The sequence below is a fragment of the Vibrio sp. T20 genome, assembly GCF_007858795.1.
GTDB classification, from domain to species: domain Bacteria; phylum Pseudomonadota; class Gammaproteobacteria; order Enterobacterales; family Vibrionaceae; genus Vibrio; species Vibrio satsumensis.
Genome location: NZ_VFEB01000091.1, coordinates 102,462 through 118,702 on the forward strand (window position 1 = coordinate 102,462; position 16,241 = coordinate 118,702).

Consider the following 16,241-nt stretch of genomic DNA (forward strand, 5'->3'; position numbering starts at 1 on the left):
AATCGTTACTTTCTACCTAGTAACTCAAGAACGTCGTCTAGCTTGTCTTTGCCTCCAATGCTTGAATAGAACTTAGGCCAAACTGACTTAGTCACCTTGCTGATCCACTCTTGCTCGTTGTCTGCTGGGTCTGTGAATACCATGCCTTTCGCTTGTAGCTCTTCGCGGATCTTGTTTTCCGTATTTTCTAGATAAGCAAAGCTGTGCTCTGTCGCTTCCTGACCTGCTTCAAGAATGATTTTTTGCATTTCAGGTGTCTGTTGTTGGAAAACCGTTTCACTCACAATCAGAGGTTCTAGAGAGAAAATGTAGCGAATGTTGGTCACGTACTTTTGTACTTCGTTGAACTTCATCGCGTGGACTGTGATGTAAGGGTTATCTTGACCATCTACCACGCCTTGTTGCAGGCCAGTGAAAGTCTCAGACCACGCCATTGGTGTTGGGTTTACACCCCATGCTTGGTAAGACGCGATCATGATTTCGTTACGAGGAACACGAATCACTAGCCCTTTTAGATCTTCTGGTGAAGCAACTGGCTTTTTCGAGTTAGTCAAAACCCTAAAGCCAGAATAAGCCCAACCGACAATACGAACACCAGCATCACGAATCGTGTTATCGACTAAGTCTTGGCCTACTTGACCTTGAGTCAGTAGCACTGCTTCTTCTGCGCTTTGAATCACGTAAGGCATGGTCAATAGACCAACGGTTGGGGAGAAAGGCGTCACGTTGTTGATCGCCAGTACAGAGAAGTCTAGAAGACCGATTGCCGCATCGTTTACTGTGTCTTGCTCATTGCCTAATTGGCCGTTCGGGAACAGATCGATTTTCACTTTACCGTCTGTTTTTTGTTCCATCAGTTCAGAGAATGAGGTCGCTAATTCCCACTGCGTACCACCAGCAGCATCGCCGATAGCCATTTTAAAATTCGCTGCTGACGCGGTATGAGATAACACCGCCGTTGCTACAATAGTGACACCAGCAATAATTTTATTTTTAATCAATTTCATAGTCTTAACCTTTCCTATCATACAGACTTCCTGCCTGTACTTTGCTCACAAGGTGACCTGGTACAACTTTCCTGGTCGTAGTTCTATTTCCCTATTTTGGAAACAATGTTCGGGTAGTTACAGCCTTTCATCCTTTAACGAATACCACTGATAAAGGAACCGCTGCCCCATTCTTCGAAACGGTGCAAACATCTCTGATTCCACCACTTCCCTCAAGTTGGGGAACGGAAGTTTTGATTCAAATATTGGCAGGTCGAGCTTGTGACCTTCACCTGCTATCCACTGAGCAAGGCGTTTACCTGCTTGAGCGGAATACATCACGCCATTACCGCCATAACCCAGCGCGTAGAAGATGGATTGTTTTGGATTCGGCTGATAAATTCTCGGCATCATGTCGTGGCTGACATCCACCCAGCCCCACCATGAATAATCGATTTGGATCTGATCGAGAGACGGGAATTTTCGAGTTAAATCCGCTCTCAACATGTCTTCGTATTTCTTGTCGGGTGCGTTCTTGCCACTGATGGCACTGCGTGTACCAATCTGTACTCGGTGATCCGGCAACAAACGGTAGTAGTGGCGCAGAATTCGAGTATCAGTAATCACCTGATTGGTTTTGAAATTACACGCGGCGATTTCATCTTGAGTTAACGGACGTGTCACCATCGAGTTAGAAAGAACTGGCAACAGGCGATTCTTAAGCTCTGAATGCAAGCCTTGGCTGGTGTAGCCACCCGTGCAGACACCGACAGAACGCGCTTTCACCACCCCAGCTGGTGTTTTTAGGTAATGCACACCACCACGAGTTTCCCAACCCATAACGGGGCTAGACGGGTGAACTTTAACGCCGAGTGCTCTCGCCTTTCTTAGATAACCAAACGCCAGTTTCCCTGCATGAATACCAATCCCTTCTGGTTCATGCATCGCGCCTGCCGCTTCTTGGTCACCAACGTAATCACGTTTTACGGTTTCCGCATCTAAGATCTGCGCATCGTAATCGAACGTGTCACGCAGCAACTTGGCTTCTTTCTCAAGCGTTGCCATCACTTTTGGACGGTGAGCCACATATAGGTGGCCGCCCGGTTGTGGCTCACAATCGATGTCTTTGATCAGTGACTTGAATGTTTCCATGCCATCCACACACTCGCGGTGCATTTTGAGCGCGGTTTCTAGGCCCCAGCGTTCAATCCACTGAGAACGCTTCAAACGCCCAGAAGCACACTGTGCTTGGCCACCATTTCGGGTACTGCAGCCCCAGCTCATACGGTTAGCTTCAATCACAGTCGCTTTAATGCCGTACATTTCAGCAAGGTGTATCGCGGTACTTAGCCCTGTGTAGCCTGAACCGATAATGGCCACATCGACATCCATGTCTGACGTGATTGGGCCATCATCTTCAGGTGGTGCGCCTGCTGTATCGACCCAATAAGTCGGGGCATATTCCTTACCGTGACCTGGGCTCTTGTCTTTAAGTGGATCGTATTTTGGATCGTATTTATCTTTTGCTTGGGTACTTTCTTTTGCTTGGGTGCTTTTCACCTTTGGCGGCACATCGGCTGCCGGTTGTTCCATTACTAAACTCATAATTCGACTCTCCTAGTCATAACACGTGAACGGGTTGTGGTTTCGTGTCTAGCTCTTGGGAGTGTTGTTAGGAGTCAAAAGAGGTCGTGTTTTACGGAAGGCATTTTTTACGCTGATTTTTCCATCTTTCAGAGTAAATACGTCGACCATGCGAGCTTCGATGACACTGCCATCTGGGTTCGTCGCAGAAAACGTTGATTCACTCACAGCGCGGTCACCGCACACAAAGTGGACAGGATCGCTCCAAGCCGCATCTGGAAAGTTCTGCCAAACCAATTCAAAGCTATTTCGAACTGCTTCGTACCCTTCAATAGTGTTTCCAAGCAAGCCTTCTCCTGCCACCGTGTGGAATACACAGTCTTCTGTCATGAAAGACATCAGCGCCTCAATATCATGGTTATTCCACGCATCGCTAAAAGACTGTAAAAAGGCGGTATCGACTTGGTTTTCCAGCACGAATGTCGCTGCATTGGTTTGCATATTCATATTCCAGAATCCTTTATGTTTTCGTTATTGGTTTAAATTTCAGTAGCTTTGCGCCACTTTTTTATTAGAGTGTTTAAACTAGATCTGTGAAAATTTAACAACTTGGTAACAAGCTTCGCCACTCTAACTTCGAGTTACTTTATAAACAATCTTTAAGCTCACAGATTTCATCTTTTTATACATTAATTGGTGCTCTAATTTTATTTATCCTGTAACTCACTAGATTTATATGAGCTCTAAATAAAATCAGTAGAAATATTAGACTTTAGTCGAAATCAAAATCTTGATGATACTTGCGACCATACTGTTCAAGCTGGCGATCATGAGTATTAACTTGTAATTCGATATTACCCTCACCTTTATTAATTGCTTGATTGCTATCTACATGGGCTTCATTTTTCAAATCAGCCAGTTTCTCTTCAATATATTCTGTCGGTTCATTTAAAACATTCATGGAGATTAATTCCTTTATCAGGTTTACTTTCGCTGATGGAAGAATATGAACGGACACTAGACCGTTTGAATATTCTTTCTCATCGTACAAAGGCTGAATGGCATCATTGCCACCTTCCTTAAATGGGTGAATGGAATACCACTTATCTTTTCGTTGCTCTTGCTGATCACAGTCAGCTACATTGAATATCTGAGTCTTATTGAGGTCACATGGTGAGTTAAAAACACTAACCTTATGATAATCAATAGCTTTGACAATATTGATACAGTCTTTACTTTGGCTATGACATACAGACCACAGCGCATTAATCAGGTTATCTGTCCATTCAAGTAAACGGGTTGGAAACCCCTGTTTCTTGGCTAAACACATCAGTAACCAATCGTTTATCTCGTGTGCACTCAACGAATGCCCGCCATAAACTCTCACGGTCGAGAGAATCTCTTGTTCGACACGGCGAATATTCTTTCGATTTGAGCGACCTAAGCTTGGCATCAGATTACTGTTTTCATAATCACACACGTTATAAATTAAACCACGATGCCCACTACATTCAGCAATTAGCGAATCGATTATTTCATACAGTTCTTCTATTGAACTTATATAACGTTTATTTTTCACAACATGCATGTAATAGGTCACTTAATTTAAATTCGGCACAATCCAAGCATCAACATTTACGATTATAAAATTAACATCGTTAGCTATAACTTCCCAAAATAATAATAGGTATACATCTTCGTCAAAGAATTATTTTTGGTCCCATTAGTTAAGGATCGATTAATAATAACGAGTGACAATGTGTATATATCTAAAACCACTTATATACTTATGAGCCATTTAATTAGTGTTCTAATGTTTAACTAGAGATTATTGAACTAAGCGTTTACGTTCTTCACCCAAGCACTTGCCAATACCCGTTAATATTGCCCGACCACATTCTCGATAACACTTTATCAAGCACTCATGAGACTGTTTTGGCCGGGCAAACTTCCTATGACTTATACGTAGTCTTTGTACTTATCTAGGAAACGAACCGGCGTTGATAGTGCATCTCGGCGGAACGGGTCGCCCAATTCCTGAGTACACATGATTTCAATGATGGTTGTTTTGCCTTCGTTCATTTGCATGTCGATGGCTTTTTGCAGAGTTGGACCTACATCTTCTAGCTTATCAACCGTGATACCTTCCGCGCCCATTGCTCGTGCGATTTCCGCAAAGCTTTGGTTATCCAATTCACCAGCAACAAAGCGTCGGTTGTAGAAGTCGACTTGGTTCTTCTTCTCTGCACCCCATTGACGGTTGTGGAATACCACGGCTGTCACAGGAATGTTATGACGAACACATGTCATGGTCTCCATCAAGCTCATGCCCCACGCACCGTCGCCTGCATAAGAAATAGCTGGACGATGAGGTGCTGCCGCTTTCGCACCAATGATGGTCGGGAACGCGTAACCACAGTTACCGAAACTCATTGCCGCAAAGAAGCTACGTGGTTTTTCAAAGCGTAAGTAGCTGTTTGCCACCGAGTTGATGTTACCGATATCCGTTGAGACCATTACGTCTTCTGGCATCGCTTTTTCTAGTTCACGCAACACTTGGCGAGGGTGTAGATATTCGCCACCAGAGAACGGAGTCTCATGCGAATTTTCTTCAATCATATCCAAGCTGAACGAGTCACGTTCGTGCGTCCACTCATCAAGCTCTTTTTCCCACAACGCTTTTTCTGTTGCCACTGTGTCTTGGCGAGCGCCTTTGTTGTCATCACACAACAGTGCACGACCTTCCAGTCTTTCAGCTAATGCAACAGCCGCTGCTTTTGCGTCGCCACAGATACCAACAGAGATCTTCTTAACGAGGCCAAGCATCTTGTTGTCGGCATCGATCTGAATGATTTTCGCGTCTTTTGGCCAGTAATCCATGCCATGTTGAGGCAAGGTACCGAATGGACCAAGACGTGTACCCAAAGCAATAACCACATCCGCTTGAGCCATCAGCTTCATTGCTGCTTTCGAACCTTGGTAGCCTAAAGGACCACACCATAATGGGTGACTAGCAGGGAAAGAGTCATTGTGCAGGTAGCTGTTTACTACGGGTGCGCCTAGTCGCTCTGCCAGTGCCGCACACTCTTGAACTGCATCAGCCATTACCACGCCGCCGCCAGAAATGATGACTGGGAATTTCGCTTCAGCAATCAGGTCTGCCGCTTCATTCAGAGACTTCTCACCACCTGGACCACGGTCTAAACGCGCTGGTTTAGGGATCTCGGTTTGAGTTTCACCGTAGAAATAGTCACGTGGGATATTCAGTTGAGTCGGACCCATTTCGCTCATTGCGCGGTCAAAGCATCGACCCGTGTATTCCGCCATACGGTCTGGGTGCGTTACGTGTCCTTGATACTTAGTAAACTCTTGGAACATTGGAAGTTGGTTACACTCTTGGAAACCACCTAAGCCCATTGTTTTAGTGCCAGTCTCTGGCGTCACAATCACGACTGGGCTGTGTGCCCAGAATGCCGCTGCAATCGCAGTTACACAGTTACTGATACCCGGACCATTCTGCCCGATAACCACACCGTGGCGACCAGATACACGAGAGTAACCATCTGCCATGTGAGCAGCACCTTGCTCGTGTACCACTGGGACCAATCGAATGCCAGCAGGAGCAAAGATATCCATTGCGTCCATAAATGCTGACCCCATGATGCCGAACATGTCGGTAACATCATTAGCAACCATAGTTTCAACGAACGCTTCTGATGGTGTCATTGTTACTGTGCCGGAAACAACCGTACGTTTTTCTTGCTCACTCATTCTTCCATTCTCCTTGAGTTAACCAAAATTTCATTTTTCGGAATGAATTGTCTCTTTTTCGAATTCATTTTCACCTTAGTAGTAGATTTTTTGCGCGTCAACTTTTTATACTAAATTGGAACAATTCATTCTAATTAATAAAACTGGATCACATTATTGATAGTTTTTCGTACAAAAAGTGCCGTTAACTTAGAGTGAGCTGTTAATAATCGATGACATATCGCCCATCGCGGCAGTCATGGAAGCTATTAAGAGGGAAGAGAAATGAATGATGCGGAATTGATACCAACACAACCTGTAAGTGTGAGAGAGTGTTTTGGCATCGACAGCAACCTAACCGTACTGGCGTTTGAACATGCGGGAGAGTATGTCCCCAAGGTCGATCCTAACTACTGTTTTGATCCTGAAGTAACGCTAGCGATATTGGCGGGCTTCACCTCTAATCGCCGCACCTTGATACAAGGTACACACGGAACGGGCAAGTCTTCCCACATTGAGCAAATTGCCGCGAGGTTGAACTGGCCGTGTTTGAGGATCAACCTAGACGGGCACTTAAGCAGATTGGATTTCATAGGAAAGGACAGCATCGTCATTAAAGATGGAATGCAGGTTACAGAGTTTAAAGAAGGCATTCTTCCGCAAAGCATCCAGCAACCCATCGCTCTGGTATTAGACGAATACGATGCAGGACGACCTGACGTAATGTTTGTGATTCAACAACTCTTAGAGCAAGACGGCAAATACACATCTTTAGAGCAAAACCGAGTGATCACGCCTCACCCTTCTTTCCGCCTATTTGCTACCTGCAACACGCTTGGCTTGGGTAACTTCTCAGGTTTATATTCTGGTACTCAAGTGCTTAACCATAGCCAGCTTGACCGATGGAACATCATCGCCACGCTTAACTATTTAGATCCGCAACATGAAACCAAGATCGTGTTATCAAAGCGCCCAGAATTGAACAATGAAAGTGGTCAGCAGCTAGTTGAGAAAATGATCGCAACCGCTGGTTTAACGCGAAATGGTTTTAGAGCGGGTGATTTGTCGACGGTAATGTCTCCGAGAACCGTGATCACATGGGCTGAAAATATCCAAGTATTCGACGATGTTGCGACGGCATTTAGGCTTTCATTCTTAAATCGCTGTGAAGACGAAGAAAAAGAACTGGTTAGCGAATATTACTTCCGCTGCTTTGGTGAGGCCCTAGAAACGCCTACTCAGAGTTATGCGCATTCGGAGTCGTAAACCATGACCAATGTTTCTTCTCATCAGAAAAAGATCCTCGACCTTGGTGTATCTGTCGCTAGAGCGATCAGCGGAGAATTGAGCCTGAATTATCGGGGAGAGCGTCTCTATAACGGCAATAGCCCCTGCTATTATCAGTCTGCACACACCAACGATCTCACCTTTGTTTCTCGCCATGAACTAACAAACAGCAAGCTCTCAATGCAAGGCAAGATCGACTCATCGGCACTGAGACTCTTGTTGTCAGATACTGATCTTCACTGTTCATTGCGACCTAAAAACGAAGTCGAACGTCTGTTATATGATTTCTGCGAACAAGTGCGAATCGAGTCACAAGTCCCGTCTTACCTAAAAGGTGTGACTAAGAGCATTCAGTTCAACTTTGCGTATTGGAGCGATCAGTACCATCAAAATGGCTTTACTGAATCACGAATTGGGATGTTACTGTTCACATTGATGCAGGTTATCCACACCCGCTTAACCAATGTCCCAGTTTCGGAAACAATTGCCGAAACCATAGAATCAACTCGTGCGGGCATCGTGCCTATTTTCGGAAGCAGCCTGAAGCGCTTGAAGGAACATCGAGCCGACCAACAACAGTTTGCTCACTGCGCCAATGAACTCGCCTCTTTAGCGCAAGAGCTCATCAACCAAGAACAGGAGAGTAATAACTCGCCGACCCCTACGGTTGAAGAAGATATCAAGATCCTTGCTCAGCTGGCTCTTATCGTTGATGGCGACATTCAAGATGAAGACGTCGATGCCGACATCACGGGCAGCAGCAAGGTGTTTGAACTGTCGGGCGCCAATTATCAGGTCTTTAATTCCGAATTTGACCAAGTGGTCGCTGCAGATAAGCTCGTCAGGCGCGCCCTGTTACTCGAACTGAGGCAAAAACTCACCGATGACATTATGGCGAGACAAGTGAACACTCGCCGCTTAGCCGCTATGCTCACCCGCTTTGTTGCGACGCCGCAAAGGAATCGACGTCAGGATCATTTAGAAGAAGGCATTGTTAACGCCACTACGATCGCCAAGCTCATCACTTCACCGTTGGATCGTACTGTCTTTTATCAGCCAGAGATTGGCGCATCTCATCAATGTGCCATCACGTTTTTGATGGACTGCTCAGGTTCAATGCAAAAACACAGTCACAAACTCAGTCTACTGATGGATACGATTCTCAAATCGGTCGGGCTAGCCAACATCCCTTTCGAGATTATCGGCTTCACCACCAACAACTGGAACGGTGGCAAGGTTTACCGACAGTGGCTCAAGCAAGGCCAACCGAAACACCCAGGTCGTTTAAACGAGATTCGACACATTGTGTTTAAGGATTTTGATACCCATTGGAGACGGTCTCGCCTTGGCATTGCGAGCCTTCGCAAAGCAGACATCTTTAAAGAAGGGATTGATGGCGAAGCGGTTCAGTTCGCTAGCCAACGCTTGCAGCAACATAGCGCACAGCGAAAGGTGTTGATTGTGTTCTCAGACGGCTGCCCGATGGATACCGCCACCAGCACAGCTAATGATCAGTTCTATTTGGATAATCATCTCAAGCAAGTGATTGAGCGCGAATCGTTCAAAAACAGGATCGAGATTCATGGAGTGGGAATGGGCGTCGATTTGAGCCCGTACTACCGCAGTAACATCACTTTAGATGTGCAGGAGAGCTGCTTGTTTGGGTTATCTAGGAGGATCTTTGAGATGCTAAAGCGTGTTTAATCAGAGAGGCTTAGGCTAGCGAATCACTAGCCTCCTTTGTCGAGAATGGTTTAGGAAGAGCCAAGCAACGACCATGCCGATACGGCCATCAAATACCCACCAATCAACATCAACACCATAAATACCAACTTCCTCAGTTGATCATTGGACAACGGTGGTGGGAAGCGCCGAGCAAACATAGTCACAAGCGCCACCAAGGGAACAGCAATAGCAGACAACCACAGTATGCTCGCTTCCATATCGCCAGCGGCATAGACATTAACGGTACGAGACATCGACGTACAAGCGAACACCATCAGCAATGTACTTCGTACCAGATCGAGCGTAAAAGGCTGTCGATAGAGATGATAGACAATCGGTGGACCCGCCATCCCAAACAGCCCACCCGCGAGGCCAGAACTAAAGCCTGACACATAAAATGATAGGGTTGCTGAGCGCTCTGTTCTGGTTTTAGGTTTAAACATAAAACTCAGGCCAGCGAATAACACCATAGCACCCAACAAAGCTCGTAGGATATGCATTGCAGATTCGCTTAATTCGCCCAATAAGAACACCCCCAGCGAAACCCCAGGGATAATACCGAGCACTAACACCACAAGGATTTTTAGCTCACCAAGCAATGGCTTGCCCATTAAAGCAACCAAGCAATTGAACAAGGTGACAATGCTAACTACGGCGGCAATAACATTAATGGAAACCAGATTAAGACTGACCGTCAAACCAATCACAATGATGCCTAACCCAAAGCCCGTGACAGTTTGAAAATAGGTGCCTAGCGCAATGGTGGCCAAAATAGCGAGTAAAACCGGTAACTCCATTAGCAATCCTAATTCGATACTTGTTATTTAGTGTGAGGGCGAACCCTAGGTATTTAGCTTTGGCTCGTTAAGGCTTAGTACCTAAACTCAAATTCCGATTCTTCTTTCTCTTCAACATTAGCTTTGGTATCAAGAGTTGAGTTTGCTGCTTTACCTTGCTGCGCTTGAACGGCTGTCACCGCAATCACGTTAAAAATGTCTTCCGCGCTACAACCTCTCGACAGATCATTAGCCGGTTGATTCAACCCTTGGAGTAAAGGACCAATGGCCACCGCACCACCTAACCTTTCTGCCAACTTGTAACCTATATTGCCCGCTTCAAGGTTCGGGAAGATCAATACGTTCGATTGGCCTTTCACTTCGGAATCGGGCAATTTTTTCGCTGCTATTTCAGTGACAATCGCCGCGTCGAGTTGAACATCCTGATCAACCGCAATTCCGGGGCAACGTTGCTTCACTAACTGGGCGGCATTACGCACCTTATCGACTGATTCGTGTTTGGCACTGCCATTGGTCGAAAACGACAACATTGCCACTTTCGGTTCTTCCATCAACAGCGTTTGTGCACTGTTTGATGCCGCCACTGCAATTGATGCAAGCTCGGTTTCATTGGGGTTAATCACCAAGCCACAATCACTGAAAATCATGCCTCCTTTAAGGTTATGGAAAGGCTCGCACAACATCATTAAAAAGAAGCTCGATACTAATTCACTGTCTGGCGCTGCCCCGATGATCTGCAGCGCAGCTCGCACTACATCTGATGTGGTATAAACGGCGCCATTAACGGTGCCGTCAACCAGTCCTTCTCTCACCATCAAGTTGGAAAAAATCAGTGGGTCTTTGACCTTCTCCAATGCATCCTCATAAGTCATGCCTTTGGCTTTTCTTAACTCATACAGACGTTCAGCCAACACAGCTTTGAGTGCTGATGTTTGTGGTGAAACAATATGAATGCCTGCGAGATTAATATGATGCAACTGAGCGGCTTCGATAATCGCCTTTTCGTCGCCCACCAGCGTGATATAAGCGAGCTGTTTATCTATCGCTAATCGTGCCGCTTTGAGTACACGAGGGTCTTCAGCTTCACTCAAAACCACACGCTTACGATCTAAGTGCGCCTTATCAATAATCCGTTCAATTGCTTTCATTTTAAAATTCCATTTATTGAGATTAATTGTTCCATAATTTACATTTATATTATTGAAATAATAAAAAAGGTCAAATTTTATTCAGATAATTGAAGAATATTGATTTGGTATGTACACTCTTACACATAGACATATCGCAAGGATGAATCACTGTATGCAAACAGAAACACCACAAGTTCAAGGAGATACGCCCACTCTCCGACTTTTTGCACTATTAGAGGTGATAGCGCAAAAAGACGAGTTTATTTCCCTTCAAGGGCTCGTTGAAGAAACCGGACTACCGAAACCCACTCTGCACCGTATGCTGCAACAATTAGAATCCGCAGGCATCATTCAAAGAGACGGTGATGAAAAGCATTACAGCTCTGGCATTCGACTCAGAAAGCTGGCTGAAAACCTACTGTTCAACAGCACCATGCACAGTGCACGACGTACTATTCTTGAAAGCCTTCGAGCAGAAGTCGGCGAAAGCTGCAACCTAACCGCACTATCGAGTGGTGAGATCATCTACCTTGACCGTGCAGAAACCGAAGCGCCACTTCGCTTCCACTTGCAACCCGGCTCTCGCGTTCCTGTTCACTGCTCAGCGACAGGCAAACTGTTTTTGGCGCACATGTCGAAATCACAACGCAGAAGACTGATCGAAAACGTGCCACTGACTCAGTACACAGTCAAAACCATCACCGACTACTCAGTGTTAGAGCAAGACATCGAAGAAGCAAAGATCCAAGGCTTTGCGATTGATGACGAAGAGTTTCTTCCGGGTTTGGTGTGTATTGCGGTACTCATCCCATCGCCAACGGGCCAATCCAATCTCGGCTTAGCAATCCAAGCACCTGTGATTCGAGTAAAGCCGGACGAAGCGATCAAGTTCCTACCTGCTCTTCAAAAAGCTGCGAAAGCATTGGCAAAGATAGAAGCAGACAACTGGGCGCAAGAATAACCTTGGCAGGCTAAAGCGAATCATCAGCACTGCCATAGACATCAACTCAATAACAGCACCAACACGTGTTAAGTAATCATCGAAAAGGAATCACATGCTAGAAATTAATAACCAGCGCTTACTCTCTTTTATGGTGACAGAAGCGAATAACGCGGTTGCCGTGACCAATCCAGCAACGGGTGAGCTTATTGGGCATGCGCCTATCTCATCTGAGGCGGAATTGGACAGTGCTATCGAGCGAGCTCATATTGCGCAGAAAGAGTGGGCGAAAATTCCGGCTAAATCTCGCGCTGCAATACTAAAAGCTTGGCATCAACTGATCCTCGAAAACAAGGATGACCTTGCTCACTTAATGACGATCGAACAAGGCAAGCCGTTGGCAGAAGCCGCGGGCGAAGTGGTTTATGGAGCAAGCTTTATTGAATGGTTCGCCGAAGAAGCTAAGCGTACTTATGGTGACTCGATCCCAAGTACCGCCGGGGATAAGCGTTTAGTGACAATCAAGCAGCCGATTGGCGTAGCATGTGCCATCACACCGTGGAATTTCCCGATTGCGATGATCACTCGTAAGGCCGCACCTGCTCTAGCGGCTGGGTGTAGTTTTATTGTGAAGCCTTCTGACGAAACGCCACTTTCTGCTTTTGCTGTTGTTGAGCTGGCTTACCAAGCGGGTATCCCTAAAGATCTGCTTCAAGTGGTATTGGGTGACAGCCCAGAACAAATTGGCGAGCTATTCACATCACACCCATTAATCAAGAAGATCTCTTTTACAGGCTCTACCCGTGTTGGCAGTATCTTGATGGCTCAAGCGGCAAAAGGCATCAAACGTACCTCGATGGAGCTTGGTGGTAATGCTCCGTTTGTTGTGTTTGACGATGCGGACATCGATGCTGCGGTTCAAGGCGCAATGGCTTCGAAATTCCGTAATGCAGGACAAACCTGTGTTTGTGCTAACCGATTCTATATTCACAGCAAGGTGCATGACGAGTTTGTGGCTAAATTCGACCAAGCGGTGCAGCAACTTAAAATTGGCAATGGCTTAGACGCGGACGTCAACATTGGCCCTGTGATCAGTGAGAGAGCGAAACAAAACATTCAAGGTTTGATTGATCGCGCCATTGAACAAGGTGCACAGCCTGTCACCCCAACTCAAGAGCTTGCGGGATTGTTCATTCAGCCTGTCATTCTCAAAGATGTGAAGCACGATATGGACATCGTTCAACAAGAGATCTTTGGCCCTGTCGCTCCGGTGATGAAGTTCGACAGCGATGAAGAGCTGATCGAAATGGCTAACGACACCATTTATGGTTTAGCGTCTTACTTCTACAGTCAGAATATCCACCGAGTGTGGAAGGTAGCAGAAGCACTTGAGTACGGTATGGTTGGTATTAACGACGGCATGATCTCAACTGAGGTTGCACCTTTCGGTGGGGTTAAACAGTCAGGCATTGGCCGCGAAGGCGCTAAAGAAGGCATAGATGAGTACATGGATATTAAGTATCTATGTTTCGGTGGCAACTAAGCCTCGATGAAAAGTAAGGTTTGGTGATAACTGAGCTTCGATGCTAATACGGTTTTAGTGGGAGATAAAATAACTGCTTTCCACTTCTGTTCTCAGATCCCGCATCTAATTAACAGCTAAAAAAAAGCCGCGCTATAAAGCGCGGCACCTTGGGCTCGGTTAAAGGGGGGTTTCTTTTTTAGTATTTTTCTTTCTCTGTTTTTATTATTAGATCACTTTTCTATTTCAGTGATTTGGGCTTTTTGTGCTTCCGCTTATCTGCGGCTCAGCACTTTCCGACTCAAGCACTCTGAGCTTTCAGCTTTAGACGCATCGCGTGTAACACTGGCTCGGTATAACCACTCGGCTGAGCACAGCCTTCAAATACCAACTGACACGCTGCTGAAAACGCAATGCTGTTTTCAAAATCAGGCGCCATGTTTTGGTAGCTTGGATCCCCTGCATTTTGCTCATCAACCACTGCTGCCATACGCTTCATGGTTTTCATTACTTGGGCTTCCTCGCAAATACCATGACGCAACCAATTAGCGATGTGTTGGCTTGAAATACGCAGCGTCGCACGGTCTTCCATTAAGCCTACATCGTTAATATCAGGCACTTTCGAACAACCTACGCCTTGGTCTATCCAACGAACTACGTAACCAAGAATACCTTGCGTATTGTTGTCCAGTTCATTTTGGATATCTTGAGCAGTAAGCTTTTGGTTGCCTAGCAGCGGGATAGTAAGAATATCGTCAACATTTGCTCTCACACGCTCACGAAGCTCTTTCTGACGGCTAGGAACACTCACCTTGTGATAGTGCAAGGCATGCAGAGTCGCCGCAGTTGGAGAAGGAACCCAAGCGGTATTTGCACCGGCTTGTGGGTGTCCGATTTTCGCGTCCATCATCTTGGCCATGTTATCTGGCTCTGGCCACATACCTTTACCAATCTGGGCTTTACCTTGCAGGCCACAAGCTAAGCCAAGATCAACGTTTTGATCTTCGTATGCGCCAATCCATGTCATGGTTTTCAGCTGTGTTTTAGGTGCAAAAGGCCCTGCTTCCATACTTGTATGGATCTCATCCCCCGTTCGGTCTAGGAAACCTGTGTTGATAAATACGACACGGTCTTTGGCTGCGCGAATACACTCTTTCAAGTTCACAGAGGTACGACGCTCTTCGTCCATGATGCCGACTTTAATCGTGAAGCGATCTAAACCTAATGCATCTTCAATGCGACCAAACAGTTCATTGGTGAAAGCCACTTCTTCAGGGCCATGCATCTTAGGTTTAACAATATTAATGCTGTTCGCGGTCGAGTTTTGGTAAGGGCTATTACCCTTTAAATCGTGCATTGCGATAAGCGATGTCACCATGCCATCCATGATACCTTCAGGCACTTCGTTACCTTCAGCATCAATAATCGCAGGGTTAGTCATTAGGTGGCCCACATTGCGTATGAACAACATGCTGCGGCCTTTAAGCGAGATTTCACCACCCGTCACACTGGTGTATTGACGATCGGGGTTCAGATTACGAACAATGGTTTTGCCGTTTTTCTCTAGCGACTCTTGTAGGTCGCCCTTCATTAAGCCCAACCAGTTGCGGTAAGCCAATGCTTTGTCTTCACCATCAACCGCAGCGACAGAATCTTCACAATCCATAATCGTGGTTAGTGCCGATTCCACCAGCACATCTTTAATACCAGCAACATCGACGCTACCAATTGGCGCGCTCGGGTCAATTTGAATTTCGATATGGAGATTATTGTGTTTAAGCAGGATACAAGAAGGCGCGCTTGCGTCTCCTTGATAACCAATAAACTGGTTGCGATCAATTAGAGTGACTTCTTCACCATTATCTAGCGTTGCTGTCAGCGTGTTGCCAATGCTCACATTGCTGATGCTGTATTTGGTCACGTCTTTATGAGAAACACCATTCAGCGGGGCGGCATCATCAAGGAACCCGCGCGCATAGCTCACTACTTTGGCGCCACGAACAGGGTTAAAGCTTCCACCTTTCTCTGCGCCGTCGCTTTCGCTGATCACATCAGTGCCGTAGAGCGCATCATATAAACTGCCCCAGCGCGCGTTTGCTGCATTAAGTGCAAAACGTGCATTCATGATAGGCACCACAAGCTGCGGCCCAGCTTGTGTTGCGATTTCAGGCTCTACGCTTGCGGTAGTAACTTGAAAGTCTTCGCCTTCAGGTACTAGGTAACCAATCTGCTGTAGGAACTGTTTATATTCTGCAGCATCTAATATTTGACCTGCACGCTCTTGGTGCCACACATCGATTTGATGTTGAAGATCTTCACGTTTGATAAGCAGTGCACGATTCTTTGGTGCCAGATCTTTAAGGATGGCTGCGAAAGATTGCCAAAAGTCCTCTGCAACTATGCCTGTTCCAGGAATGACCTGCTCATTAATTAATTGGTAGAGGGTGCTATCAATGCTCAAGCTTCCCTGTTGAATACGACTGCTCATAAAATCTCTCTCAAATTAACCGCTGACTACTA

At 46.0% G+C, this 16,241-nt stretch carries 12 protein-coding genes; 4 read left to right on the forward strand and 8 right to left on the reverse strand.

Features of this window, described 5'->3' with window-relative positions; genetic code table 11:
• Window positions 1-5 precede the first annotated feature (5 nt).
• The 5 genes from FTW16_RS10145 to xsc form a co-directional block, all read right to left on the reverse strand.
• Window positions 6-1,007, reverse strand: coding sequence for a TRAP transporter substrate-binding protein (locus FTW16_RS10145; RefSeq protein ID WP_146490946.1), 1,002 nt, complete (start codon window positions 1,005-1,007; stop codon window positions 6-8).
• Window positions 1,008-1,124: 117 nt separating this feature from the next.
• A complete protein-coding gene (locus FTW16_RS10150; protein ID WP_146490947.1) occupies window positions 1,125-2,591 on the reverse strand; it encodes an NAD(P)/FAD-dependent oxidoreductase in 1,467 nt (488 codons plus the stop codon).
• Window positions 2,592-2,639: 48 nt separating this feature from the next.
• Window positions 2,640-3,077: a nuclear transport factor 2 family protein gene (locus FTW16_RS10155; RefSeq protein WP_017633372.1), complete on the reverse strand. Its 438-nt coding sequence runs from the start codon at window positions 3,075-3,077 to the stop codon at window positions 2,640-2,642.
• 265 nt (window positions 3,078-3,342) lie between these two features.
• Complete coding sequence (locus tag FTW16_RS10160; protein ID WP_146490948.1) at window positions 3,343-4,158, reverse strand: FRG domain-containing protein; 816 nt, start codon at window positions 4,156-4,158, stop codon at window positions 3,343-3,345.
• A 371-nt stretch (window positions 4,159-4,529) separates the two neighbouring features.
• A complete protein-coding gene (gene xsc, locus FTW16_RS10165) occupies window positions 4,530-6,341 on the reverse strand; it encodes a sulfoacetaldehyde acetyltransferase (RefSeq protein WP_050643312.1) in 1,812 nt (603 codons plus the stop codon).
• A 264-nt stretch (window positions 6,342-6,605) separates the two neighbouring features.
• Between xsc and FTW16_RS10170 the strand changes: the two genes are divergently transcribed.
• Window positions 6,606-7,586 carry an AAA family ATPase gene (locus tag FTW16_RS10170; RefSeq protein ID WP_146490949.1) on the forward strand — a complete coding sequence of 327 codons (981 nt, stop codon included), beginning with the start codon at window positions 6,606-6,608 and terminating at the stop codon, window positions 7,584-7,586.
• Between the two features lie 3 nt (window positions 7,587-7,589).
• Window positions 7,590-9,311 (forward strand): cobaltochelatase CobT-related protein, encoded by a 1,722-nt coding sequence (locus FTW16_RS10175; protein ID WP_146490950.1) that lies wholly within the window; start codon window positions 7,590-7,592, stop codon window positions 9,309-9,311.
• Between the two features lie 50 nt (window positions 9,312-9,361).
• Here the strand turns inward: FTW16_RS10175 and FTW16_RS10180 are convergent, their stop codons facing one another.
• Window positions 9,362-10,129: a sulfite exporter TauE/SafE family protein gene (locus tag FTW16_RS10180; RefSeq protein WP_146490951.1), complete on the reverse strand. Its 768-nt coding sequence runs from the start codon at window positions 10,127-10,129 to the stop codon at window positions 9,362-9,364.
• Window positions 10,130-10,203: 74 nt separating this feature from the next.
• Complete coding sequence (gene pta, locus FTW16_RS10185; RefSeq protein WP_146490952.1) at window positions 10,204-11,277, reverse strand: phosphate acetyltransferase; 1,074 nt, start codon at window positions 11,275-11,277, stop codon at window positions 10,204-10,206.
• Between the two features lie 154 nt (window positions 11,278-11,431).
• Between pta and FTW16_RS10190 the strand changes: the two genes are divergently transcribed.
• Window positions 11,432-12,220, forward strand: coding sequence for an IclR family transcriptional regulator (locus FTW16_RS10190; RefSeq protein ID WP_146490953.1), 789 nt, complete (start codon window positions 11,432-11,434; stop codon window positions 12,218-12,220).
• Window positions 12,221-12,314: 94 nt separating this feature from the next.
• Window positions 12,315-13,742: an NAD-dependent succinate-semialdehyde dehydrogenase gene (locus FTW16_RS10195; protein ID WP_146490954.1), complete on the forward strand. Its 1,428-nt coding sequence runs from the start codon at window positions 12,315-12,317 to the stop codon at window positions 13,740-13,742.
• 280 nt (window positions 13,743-14,022) lie between these two features.
• On the opposite strand, the gene FTW16_RS10200 is transcribed toward FTW16_RS10195, so the two are convergent.
• Window positions 14,023-16,209, reverse strand: a complete 2,187-nt coding sequence (locus tag FTW16_RS10200; RefSeq protein WP_146490955.1) for a malate synthase G — start codon at window positions 16,207-16,209, stop codon at window positions 14,023-14,025.
• Between the last annotated feature and the right edge of the window lie 32 nt (window positions 16,210-16,241).